Origin of the sequence: Sphingobacterium sp. UBA5639, assembly GCF_002421245.1 — a bacterium.
Lineage (GTDB): Bacteria > Bacteroidota > Bacteroidia > Sphingobacteriales > Sphingobacteriaceae > Sphingobacterium > Sphingobacterium multivorum.
Genome location: NZ_DIJR01000031.1, coordinates 62316 through 77342, shown reverse-complemented (window position 1 = coordinate 77342; position 15027 = coordinate 62316). Strand labels below are relative to the sequence as shown.

The following is a 15027-nucleotide window of genomic DNA, read 5'->3' as shown; positions in this document are numbered from 1 at the left end:
TTTGTTTCGCTTTAATGAAAGGAGTTATTTTCTTTTGGAAATCTCATCCCTAATCAATGCAGCCTGCTCGTAGTTTTCTTCGGTCAATGCCTGATTAAGTGCTTGCTCCAGTTGCTCATCTGTCAACGTGGAGAAAGGATTTTGTGGGGATTTTGAAGGTGTTTTTTCTTCGATCTCAACAACACTTGGATCCTGAACTTTGTTGGACTTGTCTAGGTTTTCCAAAAATGCGAACTCATGTCCCTCAATGATAATTCCAGCAGAGGACATAATAAATTCGTAGGCATAGATCGGAGCTTCAAACCGTACAGCCAGTGCAACGGCATCGGATGTGCGGGCATCAATCTCGACAATCTTGTTGCCGTCGGAACAGATAATTTTAGCATAAAATATCCCTTCAATCAAATTATAGATCAGTACTTCAATGAGTTTAATACCAAAAGAATCTGCAAAAGATTGAAATAGGTCGTGTGTCAGCGGACGACTAGGAATCATTTTCTCTATCCGAATAGCAATAGCTTGAGCCTCGTGGCTGCCGATAATGATGGGCAATCTTCTGTTGCCCTCCACTTCTCCCAATACAAGAGCATAAGCCCCAGATTGCGTTTGACTATAGGATAAACCAACGATATCTAATCTGATTTTCTTCATTTTAATTCCAAAGCGGTCTACAAACTTAGATAAATTTGCTTTTATATGCAATTATAACAACTAAAAACTCCCCATTCATTTTGGATAAATGGGGAGAATATATCGGAAGAAAGCTTTAAATACCTTTGTAAGCCTTCAATGCCTGCGTTAATTTCGGAACGACGTCGAAAGCATCGCCTACAATTCCATAATCGGCCACTTTGAAAAAGGGCGCTTCTGGATCTTTATTGATGACAACGATTGTTTTAGAAGAGCTTACTCCGGCCAAATGCTGTATTGCTCCGGAGATACCGATAGCAATGTAGAGATTGGGGCTAACAACAATACCTGTTTGGCCTACGTGCTCCGAATGCGGGCGCCAGCCTGCATCAGATACGGGTTTTGAACATGCTGTAGCTGCACCAAGGACGTCTGCAAGTTCTTCCACCATACCCCAGTTTTCGGGGCCTTTTAAACCACGGCCTGCGGAGACGACGATTTCAGCTTCGGGCAGGGAAACTTTGTCTGTTGCTCGAACAATCTCTTTGACCATCGTTGTAAAATCTGTTTGGTCAATATTGGGAGCAAAAGTTTCGACAGTTGCGCTACCACCGGTCTCTTTTGTTTCATATGCATTCGGGCTTAGTGCGATGACCTTTATATCCGAGGATAGTTCGAGCGTAGCGAACGCTTTATTGGAGAACGCTGTTTTTTTGACAGTCAGTTTGTCGCCATTGATTTTCGGCAATTCGAGTGCGCCATCGGCCAGACCAGCCTCTAATTTGGCTGCAATACGTGGAGCGAGTCCCTTACCTGAGAATGAGTTGGACAGCACAAGTATTTTTGAACCGGTACTTTTTACGGCCTCAGCAATGATGCTTGCATACGCTTGGTTTACAAAAGAAGCTAGTCGCTCATTGTCGACATTTAATACTTTGGAAGCACCGTACTTGCCCAAGCCAGCAAGTTCGTCTCCAGCGACATTTCCAATTGAAATCGCAACAAGATCAGTCTGTATGTTATCGGCGATGGATTTTGCATAAGAAACAACTTCAAAAGCAGATTTTTTGAATTTTCCATCGGTATTTTCTACATATACGAGTATAGACATGGTGTTTTAGCGTTTAAAGATTAAATAACTTTAGCTTCGTCGTGAAGAAGAGAAACTAATTTTTCTACCTCGGCAGCGTCAACAAGTTTGACCGAACCGCGCGGAGCAGGTGTCTCATAGCTGACAATGTGTTCAAGAACGTCTATAGTGGAAGGTTCCAGCACATCCAATGGTTTGGTCCGCGCACTCATAATACCACGCATATTAGGTATTTTTGGCTCGGCAACACCTTCTGCTGTACCAATGACGATTGGCAGCTTTGCTGTCAATACTTCTTTTCCGCCTTCAATCTCGCGCTCAACTGTGACTGCGTCGCCCGCAATATCAACTTTTTTGGCAATGGAAACAGAAGGGATATGCAGCAGTTCTCCTACGATTGCCCCCACTTGAGCACCGTTATAGTCGATGGATTCGCGGCCAGTTAAAATTAAGTCAAATGCATTGTCTTTGGCATACTTTGCTATCTGATTAGCAACAAACCAAGCATCGCGTGGAGCGGCGTTAATCCGTACAGCATTGTCTGCGCCAATTGCCAATGCTTTTCGAATGGTTGCATCTGTAGATGCATCGCCCACATTGATGACAGTTACGGTTCCTTTTCCACCTTCAGCCAACTCAACTGCTTTGGATAAAGCAATTTCATCATAAGGGTTTATAATGAATTGTACACCAGCTGTATTAAATGCAGTGTTGTCATTTGTAAAAGTGATTTTGGATGTAGTGTCAGGGACATTACTTATACAAACTAATATTTTCATATACGATTGGTTTTACTCAAACTTACCATATTTTCTTTCAATTAAAAAGCGCTAAGGCGTTTTAAATTCTGTTAAAGAGTCGTCTTGTTATTTTGATGAATTTTTAATTTCACCAGTTGTTTTCGTGTATTTTTTTTGATATGATGTAATATTTAGGTGTTTTGTTGTCTTTTTTGTAATTTTTTATTTTAAATAGCCGGTTCTTGATAATGGATTTATTGCGTCAGTAAATTGTCATTTTATATGCTAGCATAGTAATTTTAGAAAGCATAGCAGCTCATTCGGGGTTCCTGTTTATAAAAAGCTTTCGTGTGATATGGAGAGATGCGGAATTGTTAGAGGGGGATACACAATTAAATTGCATATAAAATGCAATTTGTCTAAGTTTGAAATAAAAAAGATATGTCGACACGATTGGATCAACTGAATGAATTTTTGAAAGAGAGCCCCGAAGATCCTTTTTTAAAATATGCAATTGCAGCTGAATATCTCAAGCAGGAAGATGAACAAGAGGCCATGCTAAGATTTGAGAATTTAGTACATACAAATCCGGATTATGTAGGAACTTACTATCATTTGGGCAAATTGTACGAAAAATTAAATAAACAGGCGTCCGCGATTGATACCTATAGATCCGGAATTGAGATCGCTCGGAAGACACGTAATTTCCATGCTTTGGGCGAGTTACAAGGTGCATTATCATTCTTGACAGACGACGATGAAGATGATTTTTAATCTTTTCTAAATTTTTGGTATTTAATTTGTTATGAATTTATTGGTGTAACTGTTAGATGCTGATTTTTTTGAATTTGGAATGAGATGAAAAGGTTTATTTGGATTGTGGGTTTGTTGTTGACAATTGGAATGGTGGGATGTGATAATCCCAAACAAAGTGTTGCGGTCTATAAAGATAATTTACAGGACCTAAAAGGTAGGGATAAGGCGGAAGTAGTGATTGGTGAATATAGAGGTGTCATGCCTTGTGCGGATTGTGATGGTATAGAAACGCTTATTTTATTGCATGCAGACAACACCTACCAATATTCATCTAAATACCTTAATAAAAGTGATGATGTGTTTATGCGTGAAGGAAAATGGAAATTGGATGGCAACATCATTACATTGGACGGCGTCGACTATAAGTTCAAATTAGGAAATCGGATACTCAGCCAGCTGGATCTTTCCGGAAATGATATTACGGGTGATATTTCCAAATATTATGTCTTGACAAAAAATTGATATATAGCCTAAGGGCTATATTAACACATAAAAAAGCCGAAAGTATACTTTCGGCTTTTTTATGTTTTTGGATGTATAGCTGTTTTCGGCTATCGAATAAGTTCTTATTGCTACAAGCTTGAGATTTTTTTCTTCACTTGCGGGTCATCCTTGAAGCTATATCTGGAAATGTTATTTGTTCTTTGTACAAAGTTCTTTCAAGGTTGCTACCACAAAATCGACTTCTTCCTTTGTATTATGCTTGCAGAATGAAAAACGAACCGAAGGACGCTCCGAGCTTGATTTGATTGCACCCAATACATGCGATCCGATGTCTGTTCCTGAGCTGCAGGCACTGCCACCAGAACAAGAGATCCCTGCAATATCCAGGTTGAATAAAAGCATGTCAGCAAGGTCACTACATGGGAAAGAAACATTTAGTACGGTATACAGTGATTTTTCTGGTTCAATAACACCATTAAAATCAATTTCGGGGATTGCTTTTTGCAACTCGTCGATCATATAAGATTTGAGTCCTTGAATATAAGCGCGGTGTTCTTCCATGTGCTCATAGGCAAGTTCCAAAGCTTTGGCAAGACCCGCTATTCCATAGACATTTTCTGTTCCGCCACGCATGTTACGTTCTTGTGCTCCACCGTAGATCAATGGTTTAATTTTGTTGTTGGCATTAATATAAAGAAAACCAACTCCTTTCGGGCCATGGAATTTATGGGCAGCTCCGGTTATAAAATCTATTTTCAGACTGCCAAGATCATGTGGGTAATGACCCATGGTCTGTACAGTATCCGAATGGAATATCGCATTATACTTTTGGCATAACTCGGCGATGCGTTGAATATCGTTGAGATTTCCGATCTCATTATTGGCATGCATAATGGAAACAAAAGTACGCGGATTGGTAGTTAAAAGTTCTTCCAGCTGGTTGAGATTTAAATTACCTTTCTGGTCAACTTCCAATAAATCAAGGTGTACCTTACCAGCTTTCTCCAACTCCTCTAACGTATGCAATACCGCATGGTGCTCAATAGGTGAGGTGATGGCATGGGTTATTCCAAAGTCGGCGATTGACCGAACGATGGCCATATTGTCCGCCTCGGTTCCGCCCGATGTGAAGAAGATCTCTGCTGGAGATACATGAAGTAGATTGGCGATCGTTTTACGTGCTTTTTCTACAATTGTTTTTACTTGTCGTCCGTGACTATGGATAGAAGATGGATTTCCAAAGTTATTGTTCATCACATCGACCATTACTTTTATTACTTCAGGATCTAAGGCTGTAGTCGCTGCATTATCAAAATATACTTGCATGCTGCAAAATTACAAATCTCTCAAGTAAATTAGAGGTATTAAATGACTTATTTTTATCATTTTATTTTTCTAATTGTAGCTGACAGTGCTGGCGTAGCGGGTCTCATCAGAATTAGGCTCTTTTGCCTGGAAAGGAATAAGATGAGTATTTTTCCGCTCTGATGAAAAAAATAGCGCCAATCTATTACTTCAGTTTGGCGCTACTTTTCTATTTAGACAAGTTCTCTTTTGGTCTGACCACGATGAGTATCACAATTCCTCCTAGTGCGAGCACCAAACCCAAATAGGCAGCGATATCACCTGCTTGCGTGTAGAACGTAATTTCTTCATTTAAATTAATTTCCTGATTTAAGGCCGCAGGCTGCCACCATTTAGTCTGCTGTACAATATCGCCACGTTGATTGATAAAGCCTGAAATCCCTGTATTTGCCGATCGGGCAACCCAGCGCCTGTTTTCAATCGCACGCAGTTTGGCATACTGTAAATGCTGGTCTTTACCCGAAGTATTGCCCCACCAGCCATCATTAGTGATAATGGCAATAAACTGAGCGCCTTTTTTGACGTATTTGGAAACATAATTGCCCCAGATGGATTCATAACAGATAACGGGTGCGGCACCAATACCGCTCTGGGCATAGAATACGGAAGGTTCAGTCTGTTTTCCGTAGCCACCCGTCGTACCACCGAATGCTTTAAATAAAGGTTTCAGGAAGTTCATCGCTGCCCCAAAAGGCATTTGCTCTACGCCCGGAACGAGTTTGGACTTATGGTAAAACTGAAGTTTGGAGGAATAATCGATCAATGTTGCGGCATTGAAATTATCTTGATATACATTAGGAGCTATTTCACGCGCAGTAGGTGTTTTTGCATAGTTGTACAGCTGATAACTTTCAATACCGGAAAGTACATTGCCATTTTTATATTGATCTAAAAATTTTAAAATGCGCTGGTAAGAATACGTTTCCCTAAAGTTTTCCTCATCAAAATCGCCGTTCTGTGAAAGCGCAGTTTCAGGCCAGATAAAAAACTCTGTATTGGGTTTGGCGACCGAATTTGATAAAGAGAATAAGGTATTTAATTGTTCTTCAGGACTTAAATTGAATTTAATATAAGGGTCAATATTAGGCTGTACGACGACAATCTGTGCCGGATTCTGATGTTCTTCATACTTGAAGTAACGTATCAGCGAGTAGGTACTGGGAACTAATAAGACTGCAGCTAAAGAAGCTATCGGAAAGATCTTACGTTTGATCGGATAAAGTCCTTTTCGATTGAGGTAAAGTGTAAATACCAAGATGTTGACGAGCCAGATCCATATTGTTCCGCCATAGACCCCTGTGATGTCATACCATTGGATCAATTGATGAAAACTGGCGAAACCATTGCCCAAAGTCATCCAAGGGAAGGCTAAATCCCAGGATTCGTGTAGAAATTCATAGCTTATCCAGAATCCCATTAATCCGAAAAGGGATAACAGAATGTTCGTTTTACGTCGTAATTGCCCATAAAGCCTGAAAGCTAACGCCATTAAAGCGGCGCCAAGGCAAAAAGGGATCAGACTGATGATAACAGCTGCAAAAGGCGGCATAACTGCCGAAATGGAGTTGTATACCCAATAAATAGAGGCCGTATTCCAGACAACTGCGGTGAGTCCTGTAGTAAGAAATATTTTTCGGCCTTTCTTTTTGAATGTTTCACTCCGGATAATATTTTCCACTGCAATGAGTAGTGGAACAAACCCAATAAATAACAATGGACTGGAATAGGGGATTGGAGGCCAGCCGAACCACAATAAAAAGGCACTTAAAAGTGCCAGTAGATAGTTATTTTTCACTATATATTTTCTCCCATTTATGATTATAAACTGGATAAAACTTCTCTCTTTTTACTCTCGTATTCCTCTTGGGTAATCAATTGTTTGTCGAAGAGTGTTTTTAATTTTTTGAGCTTTAAGGTAATTTCATCATCTTCCTCTTCTTTGGCGGGAGCAGGTGGGACAATAGGGGCTGCCGAAACGGGAGGAACAGTAGGGGTTGATCCGGTCGGTTGCTGTGCCTGAATTGGCGCCGGTGGAGTTGGCTGGCCCGATATATAGGACTGTGGTGCCGATGGAGCAGGCGCTGTAACTGCTGGCTGAACCGCTGTATTACTTTCTTGTCGCTCGATGATCACTTCCTTTGCAACTGTTGGAGCAATGACTATTTTTTCTTTTTCGGCGACCAGTTCGGCTTTTTTATAATTTTCAAGTGCAGCTTTGATATATTGATAAAGCTTTCTCGCCTGAACTTTCGGGATATAATCTATGCTCAGATTTTCTCCTGTAAAAGGGATAACAGTCACTTTTGAACCAAATATTTCTTCCTTAAAAGCAATATCCTTGATGTCTTGCCAGCCGAAGATTTCAAAATCAGTGGCCAAGCCCAGTTTGGTAAATTCGCACATAAAAATGCGTTTATTACTAATCGTGATACTATCCGGTAAAATGGTTACAGCAGGTTTCTTTTGAACTGCGATATAATCTATTTTTTCTCCTGGAGTAAGCATATCCTGGACTTTAGTCACCAATTTTTCAATGATTTTTATGTCCTGCCCGTCCTGTGCAAATTGTTCCATATTCATGTCAAATACTTTTTAATACCTAAAGATTGTCAAAATTTATTCCAATCCCGCTACACAAAATACAAATTCTCCTTTAATCGGATTGTTTTCAAAGTGTAATTTTAAATCAGTTAATGTTCCGCGAACATTTTCTTCATAGAGTTTGCTCAACTCACGTGATATCGACCCCTGTCTTTCTGGTCCAAAAACGGTGATAAATTCTTCTATGGTTTTGAGAATACGATGTGGTGATTCGTAGAAGATCATTGTTCTTTTTTCTTCTGCCAAAGCTTTTAAGCGCGTTTGCCTTCCTTTTTTTACGGGTAGAAAGCCTTCAAAGCAAAAACGGTCGTTGGGAAGCCCCGAATTGACAAGCGCTGGCACGAAAGCTGTTGCACCTGGTAGGCACTGTACTTCGAGCCCTTCTTTGATGGCCTCACGTACCAGTAAAAAACCCGGATCTGAGATCGCCGGTGTCCCTGCGTCCGAAATCAAAGCAATATTTTGCCCTTCTTTCAGAAATTTAATGATTTCAGATACCGCTTTATGTTCATTGTGCTGATGATGCGCAAATACTTTTTTGTCGATTCCAAAATGTTTTAAAAGCGGAGCACTGGTCCTGGTATCCTCTGCTAAGATGAGGTCCACTTCTTTCAGGACATTGATCGCACGAAACGTCATGTCCTCCAGATTGCCAATAGGTGTCGGAACTAAATATAACATGGTCAAAGTTAAGTTTTTTTTACTATATAATATGCGCTAAAACATTCTGTGCTTTTTGGAGTTTTATTTTAAAGATAATGGTAAACTCCATCACTTTATTTTAAATAAATTATGCAATACATTGAAAAAATTCAAGCACACTTAGGTGCTGAAGCGAGTTATTTGTTAGAATTCGATCGACCCGCGGTTTCCAAATCAATGCTTCACCTACCGGCGGCAAGTTTTATCGATCAGGTCTATACTTCGAGTGATCGTAGCCCGCAGGTCTTGCGGAGTTTGGGACAGCTTTTTGGAACGGGACGGTTAGCCAATACCGGGTATCTTTCGATATTGCCTGTGGATCAAGGAATCGAACACAGTGCGGGAGCTTCCTTTGCACCAAACCCGCAGTATTTTGATCCGGAAAATATTGTCAAGCTAGCTTTGGAAGGAAATTGCAATGCCGTGGCATCTACCTTTGGTGTTTTAGGAGCCGTTGCCCGAAAGTATGCGCACAAGATTCCGTTTCTGGTTAAAATCAATCATAATGAACTATTGACTTATCCCAATCGAGCCGACCAGATCCTGTACGGAACAATTCGCGAAGCCTGGAATATGGGGGCAGTTGCGGTAGGGGCGACCATATATTTTGGATCTGAGGAATCAGACCGTCAGATTATCGAAGTTGCAAAAGCATTTGAGGAAGCACATTCTTTGGGGATGGCCACTGTGTTGTGGTGTTATCTGCGCAACTCGGCGTTTAAAGTAGGTGATAAAGATTATCATTTAGCTGCAGACCTGACTGGACAGGCCAATCATTTGGGCGTAACGATCAAAGCGGATATTATTAAGCAAAAACTACCCGAATTGAACGGTGGCTTTAAAGCATTAAATATGGGGAAAAGTAGTTATGGAAAGCTGGATGAACGCATGTATACGCAGCTTTCTTCCGATCATCCTATTGATTTATGCCGCTACCAGGTGCTTAATTGCTTTGCCGGTCGGGCTGGCTTGATCAATTCTGGTGGAGCTTCGGGACAGAATGATATCCAGGAAGCTGTAAAAACTGCGGTTATCAACAAGCGTGCAGGCGGCACAGGGTTGATATCTGGCCGTAAGGCTTTCCAAAAGCCAATGAATGAAGGTGTCGCATTATTACATGCCATTCAGGATGTTTATTTATGCGACGAAGTAAGCATAGCTTAGCAAATGCGCGACCCCTGAGTTCATCAGGTTGAGTCTCAGCATAGGGTTTGCAAGTATAAATCAAATTGTAGAGCGTATCGATTAAGCATTTAATCGATACGCTTTTTCTATGGATAAGGGTTTGTAAAGATCTATTCCATTGAAGACAGACCTTCAATGGGTTGATGAATGTTAACCGGTGCGATGGAAATAGAGTGCCGTAAAGCAGTCAAAAAGCCTTTTGAATGGTGGTTTAGGAATAAAATAGCTTGTATATAAAGGCAAATTTATCTAAGTTTGTTCACTATTTTAAATAACACATTTATATTATGTTGCAATTAAATTATATCCGTGAGAACAGGGATACGGTAATCGAAAGATTGGCTGTCAAGCATTTCAAGGAAATTGGATTGGTCGACGAAATCATCAGTTTAGATGAAGATCGCCGTAAGATCCAATCGGAATCGGACGCACTTTCGGCAGAGGCTAATGCGGCAGCAAAACAGATTGGAGATCTGATGCGCCAAGGTAAAAAAGAAGAAGCTGAAACCGTTAAATCCAAATCCTCGGGATATAAAGAGCAAGTGAAGCAACTTTTAGATCAATTGGGTACAATTGAGGCACAATTGAATGAGAAGATCGTACAATTACCTAATTTACCGCATCAATCCGTTCCAGCAGGTGTAAGTGCTGAGGACAATGAAGTTGTTTTGAGCCATGGCGAAATCCCTGCATTGTCGGAGGATGCATTGCCGCATTGGGAATTGTTGAACAAATATGATATTGTTGATTTAGAGCTTGGCGTAAAAGTTGCCGGTGCAGGTTTTCCTATCTATAAAGGTAAAGGCGCTAAATTGCAACGCGCATTGATCAATTTCTTTTTAGATCAGGCAGCAGAAGAAGGATATGAGGAAGTACAGGTACCTATCTTGGTCAATGAAGATTCTGCATTTGCTACGGGACAATTACCGGATAAAGAAGGACAGATGTACTATGTGGGTAACGACAATCTGTATTTGATCCCTACAGCTGAAGTTCCGGTCACCAATATTTATAGAGACGAGATTGTGAAAGAAGCACAGTTTCCAATTAAACATTGTGCTTATACACCATGTTTCCGTCGTGAAGCAGGTTCATACGGGGCACATGTACGTGGATTGAACCGACTACACCAATTTGACAAAGTGGAGACGGTGCAACTTGTACATCCTGAAAAGTCTTATGAAGTGCTCGAGGAAATGAGTTTATACGTACAGCGTCTGTTGCAGAAATTAGAGCTTCCTTACCGTGTATTGCGCCTTTGCGGTGGAGATATGAGTTTTACTTCTGCATTGACCTATGACATGGAAGTGTATAGTTCTGCTCAAAAACGTTGGTTAGAGGTATCTTCCGTTTCCAATTTTGAAACTTATCAAGCGAATCGTTTGAAAGTCCGTTTTAAGAATGCTGATGGCAAGATGCAGCTGGCACATACCTTGAACGGTTCGGCATTAGCTTTGCCACGTATAGTCGCAGCGATATTGGAGAATAATCAAACAGAAAAAGGAATTAAGATTCCTGGAGTTTTGGTTCCGTACACTAAATTTGAGTATATCGATTAAATAACAATAAATAAGTTGCTTTTGCACTTATTTAACATGACAGTGAAAGACGCTCAGCCTGAGAAGGTAGAGCGTCTTTTTTTGTTATAACTCGATTTTTAGATGTTTAGAATCATTATAAATTAACTATAATTTTCCTATGAAAAATAATAGAATAGCATGTTAACGTTTTCTTATAACATTGTTAATGTTTTGTTAATTTTGGTTCATTCCGTATAAAATTCTGTCCGGAAATTGTTTGATGACTTTTTATTCTATAATGCTTCTTTTGTAACGATTTGTAAAATTGTGAACTTATTCTTGCGGTATTTCCTGCTAACGATAGATTATGTTAAAAAACTTGTAAAAGCAACTTTGGCTTTCTATATTTGACACCGCTAATAAAAATCGCACTAACTATAATTTACTGTAAATGCTGAAAAGAGCAAATTTTACAGCTGGATATTTATCTAAGGACTGACCCTACATCTACCTGGGGCCCGCTTTTCCAAAAATATTTTCAACTGTTACTAAATGAACTGCAATAGCATGATATGTTTTTTGCTGTTTATTGTCTAGGCAATTTATGTTTAGACGGTTATGATAACGGATATAATTTATATCAATATATAGGATTAGAAAAAATAATAAAATTAACTAACTAAAACATGAAACAAACATTACTAAGTTTTCTTGTTGGCGGTATGATTCTGACTTCGGTTGCATTCGCTCAAGAAAAAAAGATTAGTGGTCGTGTTACATCTGCTGACGGTAAAGCAATACCAGGGGTGACAGTAGTTGTACAAGGAACTAATCAGGCAACGCAGACTGATGCTAACGGTAATTACTCTCTGAATGTACCGGCAGGTAAGGTTGTCGTATTCCGTTCCGTTGGTTTTGATGATAAAACGATTATTGTTAATAACAACAGTACTGTATTCAATGTCTCTTTAGTAAATCATGACAATGCTTTGGAAGAAGTTGTTGTTACAGCAAATGCAATTAAGAGGGAGAAACGTTCGTTAGGTTATTCTGCGCCAACAATTAAGAGCGACGAATTGACAGAAGGCCGTAATTCGAGTGCGATCAATTCTTTAGCTGGTAAAGTTGCAGGGGTAAACATTACCTCTACATCAAATTCTCCAGGTAGTTCATCTCGTGTTGTATTACGTGGTGGTTCTTCTATTGCTGGAAATAACCAAGCACTGATTGTTGTTGATGGTACGCCGATTGATAATACAAGTAAAGTTGGTGGATCAAGTGATCTTTCAAGTGTGGATTTTGGTAACCGTGGTAATGATATCAATCCGGATGATATCGAATCCGTGACCGTATTAAAAGGCCCTGCGGCGGCGGCATTGTATGGTTCAAGAGCTTCGAATGGTGCGTTGATCATTACAACGAAAAGTGGAAAAAAAGGTGCGAAAAGTGCCATTACATTTAGCTCCACCAATACATTGTCTTCTATTTTGAAGTTACCTGAATTTCAAAATGAATACGGACAAGGCTATGCTGCATTTGATGAAAAGACAGGAGCTTTTATTGATTATGTGAATGATCCGAGGGAAAATGGTTCGTGGGGAGCTCCTTTTACAGGCAATGTTCAAGAATGGGGACAGGCGATAGATGGCGTTCGCCAGAAGAAAGCTTATTCTGCAGTAAAAGATAATGTACGCGATTTCTTTGATCTGGGTATTGCTTCTGACAATAACCTTAGTTTTTCAGGCGGTTCAGAAAAGTCTACATTCTATCTGGGATTAAATGCCTTGAATTCAAATGGTGTTTATCCTGGGAAGAAAGATAACTACAATAAATATGGTGTCAGATTTAATGGAACCACGGAATTCTCTGATAAATTCAGTGCCGGTGTTTCTGTAAATTATAGCCGTATTAACAGTAACAATGTCGGTGGTGGCCAAGGTGGCGGTTCTGTTTATAACAACCTATTGCAGACCCCGCGCGATATTGATGTTAAAGGATTGAAAGATCTTTCAAATCCGTATAATGCGTATGGATATACGGATGCAAACGGTGTTTTGCATGATGATGTATACGGTTATTACGGTGCTTATACCATGAACCCTTATTGGGTATTAGCGAATTATAATAATTACAATGATGTGAACCGCATTATGGGGAACTTCAATGTGAATTATAAGCCGACCGAATGGTTAACATTTCAAGAACGTGTAGGTTTAGACAATTATACCGATCGTAGAAGAGCGCAGTCTCCAAAATATAGCTACCTGCCTGCTGATAACTCTACAGGTAATTATGTGAAAGGAAACGTTCAAACGGATCCAGGAAGTTATAGAATCGATCAATTTAATGTGAATGAAATTGTACATGATTTCATGGCAACCGCTACTCATAAATTTAATGAGGACTGGGATGCATCATTTATGATTGGTAATAATATTCGTCAACGCAAAACTTCGAATAATAGCACTGCTACCAATTCAAGTGGAGGACTTGTAGTACCAGGTTGGTATAATTTAGCTAACTCGAATGGTCCATTGGATCTAATCGAAGATACTTGGAGCAATCGTCGTTTAGTAGGTGTTTATGGAGATTTGAATGTTTCGTATAAAAATATAGCTTATTTACAAGCTACAGCACGTAACGATTGGTCATCCACTTTGCCAAAACAAAATAATTCTTTCTTTTACCCAAGCGTAAGTGGATCATTTGTTCTATCTGAATTGTTTAAACCTGAATTGAAGAGCAAGTTCAATTATGCCAAATTACGTGCAAACTGGGCGCAAGTTGGTTCAGATACAGATCCATATCAATTAATTACAACGTTCTCTAGAAGTACGATTGCTGGCGGTTTTGGTTCAACAACTTTTCCATTTGGAAACGTATCCGCGTTGATGTCAAGTAATACAATTGGAAATGCAGGTTTGAAACCTGAAATCACAACATCATTCGAAGTAGGTGCTGAATTAGGTTTCTTAAATAATCGTCTTTACGCAGATTTCACTTATTACAAAAATAATTCGAAAAATCAAATCCTAAGTATTCCAATTCCAGTTTCAACAGGTTACGGATTTGCCTTGGTAAATGCTGGTAAGGTCCAAAATAATGGTGTTGAATTGACATTGAGAGGAACACCGGTGAAAACAGAGAATTTGACATGGGAATTGTTTGGAACATTCACAAAAAATAACAGTAAAGTTATCGAATTGATGCCCGGTGTAGAACAGGTTTCTGTCGGTGGTTTCTCTGGTATGAATATCGTGGCAGCGGTAGGTCGTCCATATGGTGAGTTTTATGGAGTTACAAATGCTACGGACGCTCAGGGTCGTACGATTGTAGATCAGGCATCCGGTATGCCATTAGCTACTGAAAAACCACAATATTTAGGTACCTATAATCCAGATTTCCAAGCATCCTTGGGTACTAACCTGACCTACAAAAATTGGTCAATGAGTGCTTTATTTGATACAAAACAAGGCGGTGTATTCTTTTCAAGAACAAAAGATATCATGGCTTTCGTTGGAACATCTGCTGAAACCGGTGGTGAGCGAATTGCACAGATTTTCCCAAATTCTGTCTACTTGGATGATAACGGAAACTCTATTGAAAATACATCGGTAACCTACGATAAGCAAAATTACTATGGTTCACTGGAGTCTGGAATGAATGTAGTGGACGCAACTTACATCAAGCTTCGTAACTTGACACTGAGCTATAAATTCACGAAAAATCAATTGAAAAACACGCCTTTTGGAGCTGCTTCTATTGGTTTGTTTGGAAATAACCTGTTTATCTGGACGCCAAGCGAAAATAAATATGCTGATCCGGAGGTGAATTCATCAGGTGCTGGTAATGCACAAGGTTTTGATTTTACCGCACAACCTTCACTGCGTAACTATGGCATTAATGTTAAAGTTTCATTTTAAAAGCGAATAAA

Annotated in this window: 12 protein-coding genes; 5 read left to right on the top strand and 7 right to left on the bottom strand. The window is 39.7% G+C overall.

From position 1 onward, the window contains the following. Positions 1-24 precede the first annotated feature (24 nt). From B4Z90_RS19910 to B4Z90_RS19900, 3 genes are all read right to left on the bottom strand, one after another. On the bottom strand, positions 25-651 hold the full coding sequence (locus B4Z90_RS19910; RefSeq protein WP_088160444.1) for a bifunctional nuclease domain-containing protein: 627 nt from the start codon (positions 649-651) through the stop codon (positions 25-27). 115 nt (positions 652-766) lie between these two features. After that, positions 767-1741, bottom strand: a complete 975-nt coding sequence (locus B4Z90_RS19905; RefSeq protein ID WP_075991316.1) for an electron transfer flavoprotein subunit alpha/FixB family protein — start codon at positions 1739-1741, stop codon at positions 767-769. Between the two features lie 20 nt (positions 1742-1761). Continuing rightward, positions 1762-2499 (bottom strand): electron transfer flavoprotein subunit beta/FixA family protein, encoded by a 738-nt coding sequence (locus tag B4Z90_RS19900; RefSeq protein ID WP_286803116.1) that lies wholly within the window; start codon positions 2497-2499, stop codon positions 1762-1764. 402 nt (positions 2500-2901) lie between these two features. Here B4Z90_RS19900 and B4Z90_RS19895 point away from each other — a divergent pair, with 402 nt between their 5' ends. Together B4Z90_RS19895 and B4Z90_RS19890 are read left to right on the top strand one after the other, a co-directional pair. After that, positions 2902-3234 carry a tetratricopeptide repeat protein gene (locus tag B4Z90_RS19895; protein ID WP_088160446.1) on the top strand — a complete coding sequence of 111 codons (333 nt, stop codon included), beginning with the start codon at positions 2902-2904 and terminating at the stop codon, positions 3232-3234. Positions 3235-3318: 84 nt separating this feature from the next. Continuing rightward, entirely contained in the window at positions 3319-3738 is a 420-nt protein-coding gene (locus tag B4Z90_RS19890) for a copper resistance protein NlpE (protein ID WP_286803115.1), read from the top strand. 171 nt (positions 3739-3909) lie between these two features. On the opposite strand, the gene B4Z90_RS19885 is transcribed toward B4Z90_RS19890, so the two are convergent. From B4Z90_RS19885 to rsmI, 4 genes are all read right to left on the bottom strand, one after another. Next, complete coding sequence (locus B4Z90_RS19885) at positions 3910-5046, bottom strand: cysteine desulfurase family protein (protein ID WP_286767042.1); 1137 nt, start codon at positions 5044-5046, stop codon at positions 3910-3912. 208 nt (positions 5047-5254) lie between these two features. Then, positions 5255-6880: an apolipoprotein N-acyltransferase gene (gene lnt / locus B4Z90_RS19880; protein WP_286803101.1), complete on the bottom strand. Its 1626-nt coding sequence runs from the start codon at positions 6878-6880 to the stop codon at positions 5255-5257. Positions 6881-6903: 23 nt separating this feature from the next. Beyond that, the gene (locus B4Z90_RS19875) at positions 6904-7665 is read right to left on the bottom strand and encodes a PH domain-containing protein (protein ID WP_286803099.1); all 762 of its coding nucleotides are present in this window, start codon (positions 7663-7665) and stop codon (positions 6904-6906) included. 36 nt (positions 7666-7701) lie between these two features. Beyond that, the gene (rsmI, locus tag B4Z90_RS19870; protein WP_175441977.1) at positions 7702-8367 is read right to left on the bottom strand and encodes a 16S rRNA (cytidine(1402)-2'-O)-methyltransferase; all 666 of its coding nucleotides are present in this window, start codon (positions 8365-8367) and stop codon (positions 7702-7704) included. Between the two features lie 111 nt (positions 8368-8478). Here rsmI and B4Z90_RS19865 point away from each other — a divergent pair, with 111 nt between their 5' ends. The 3 genes from B4Z90_RS19865 to B4Z90_RS19855 all read left to right on the top strand — a co-directional run bounded on the left by B4Z90_RS19865 (position 8479) and on the right by B4Z90_RS19855 (position 15016). After that, positions 8479-9552, top strand: a complete 1074-nt coding sequence (locus tag B4Z90_RS19865; RefSeq protein WP_145330286.1) for a class I fructose-bisphosphate aldolase — start codon at positions 8479-8481, stop codon at positions 9550-9552. Positions 9553-9860: 308 nt separating this feature from the next. Further along, positions 9861-11132 carry a serine--tRNA ligase gene (gene serS / locus B4Z90_RS19860; RefSeq protein WP_286803096.1) on the top strand — a complete coding sequence of 424 codons (1272 nt, stop codon included), beginning with the start codon at positions 9861-9863 and terminating at the stop codon, positions 11130-11132. 647 nt (positions 11133-11779) lie between these two features. Beyond that, on the top strand, positions 11780-15016 hold the full coding sequence (locus tag B4Z90_RS19855; protein ID WP_286803094.1) for a SusC/RagA family TonB-linked outer membrane protein: 3237 nt from the start codon (positions 11780-11782) through the stop codon (positions 15014-15016). Positions 15017-15027 lie beyond the last annotated feature (11 nt).

Excerpts from the sequence above, each read along its gene's own strand:
- B4Z90_RS19910 (WP_088160444.1), bottom strand. The coding sequence starts at position 651 with ATGAAGAAAATCAGATTAGATATCGTTGGTTTATCCTATAGTCAAACG.
- B4Z90_RS19905 (WP_075991316.1), bottom strand. The coding sequence starts at position 1,741 with ATGTCTATACTCGTATATGTAGAAAATACCGATGGAAAATTCAAAAAA.
- B4Z90_RS19900 (WP_286803116.1), bottom strand. The coding sequence starts at position 2,499 with ATGAAAATATTAGTTTGTATAAGTAATGTCCCTGACACTACATCCAAA.
- B4Z90_RS19895 (WP_088160446.1), top strand. The coding sequence starts at position 2,902 with ATGTCGACACGATTGGATCAACTGAATGAATTTTTGAAAGAGAGCCCC.
- B4Z90_RS19890 (WP_286803115.1), top strand. The coding sequence starts at position 3,319 with ATGAAAAGGTTTATTTGGATTGTGGGTTTGTTGTTGACAATTGGAATG.
- B4Z90_RS19885 (WP_286767042.1), bottom strand. The coding sequence starts at position 5,046 with ATGCAAGTATATTTTGATAATGCAGCGACTACAGCCTTAGATCCTGAA.
- B4Z90_RS19875 (WP_286803099.1), bottom strand. The coding sequence starts at position 7,665 with ATGAATATGGAACAATTTGCACAGGACGGGCAGGACATAAAAATCATT.
- rsmI (WP_175441977.1), bottom strand. The coding sequence starts at position 8,367 with ATGTTATATTTAGTTCCGACACCTATTGGCAATCTGGAGGACATGACG.
- B4Z90_RS19865 (WP_145330286.1), top strand. The coding sequence starts at position 8,479 with ATGCAATACATTGAAAAAATTCAAGCACACTTAGGTGCTGAAGCGAGT.
- serS (WP_286803096.1), top strand. The coding sequence starts at position 9,861 with ATGTTGCAATTAAATTATATCCGTGAGAACAGGGATACGGTAATCGAA.
- B4Z90_RS19855 (WP_286803094.1), top strand. The coding sequence starts at position 11,780 with ATGAAACAAACATTACTAAGTTTTCTTGTTGGCGGTATGATTCTGACT.